We start from the raw sequence: 814 nt of genomic DNA, 5'->3' as shown, positions 1-814 counted from the left end.
AACACGTCTTGGGCCGCAATCTATAACAATAAGGTTTGACCACTTGCTTAGCTTTTCAGTGCCACCTTTGAACTGTACCGGAGCTACTATCTGGCTAGCCCAGTAGCGAGTGTCGCTTGCTTGTTCATCTGTAATCCAGTCGCCGCTGACACAGGAAATAAATGGGATACTGGGCTTTTTGCAATGAATGCCCTTGAGCTCTGTGATGAAAGCCTGCTCGGCAGGGATCATCATTGGCGAGTGGAAAGCGTGCGAGGTTCTTAGCTTTGTGCAATGAATACTGGCCTTCTCCAGTGCTTCTTTTGCTTGTTCAATATGAACATCTTCACCAGAGAGAGTGAGTGATTCAGGAGTATTTTGAGCTGAAAGAACAACACTATCCGGAATTAAGTGCTTGATTGCGTCAAAGCTGCTTTCTACGGCTAACATGCTACCACTCGCCTGTCTTTGCATGACTCTGCCGCGCGTTAAAACTACTCTAATTGCCGTGTGTAAATCGAATACCCCAGACAAGGTTGCCGCAGCTAGTTCACCAATGCTGTGTCCCATCATTCCGTCGGGTTTGATACCAAGCTCCATTAAACTTGATGCAATAGCATAACCCACCGAAAACAATGCTATTTGCGTGTTCTCAGTAAGGTGAAGGCTTGGATCATCCGAGAATAGGATATGTATGAGATCGACGTTAAATTCGTCTTTGCATATCTCGATGCAGTTATCCAAATGTGCTCTAAAGAGCGGAAGTTCATTGTAGAGCTTCTTACCCATACGATTAACTTGAGTTCCTTGTCCAGGAAACATAAATATAATCTTT

Annotated in this window: 1 protein-coding gene; it reads right to left on the bottom strand. The window is 44.7% G+C overall.

What is annotated here, in order from left to right:
- On the bottom strand, nucleotides 1-801 hold an 801-nt coding region (locus A3735_RS09430), incomplete at its 3' end, for an acyltransferase domain-containing protein (RefSeq protein ID WP_197485799.1).
- Nucleotides 802-814: the final 13 nt, after the last annotated feature.

The organism is Oleiphilus sp. HI0061 (assembly GCF_001635675.1).
The sequence above is the reverse complement of the archived record's forward strand: the minus strand, read 5'-3'. Positions and strand labels throughout refer to the sequence as shown.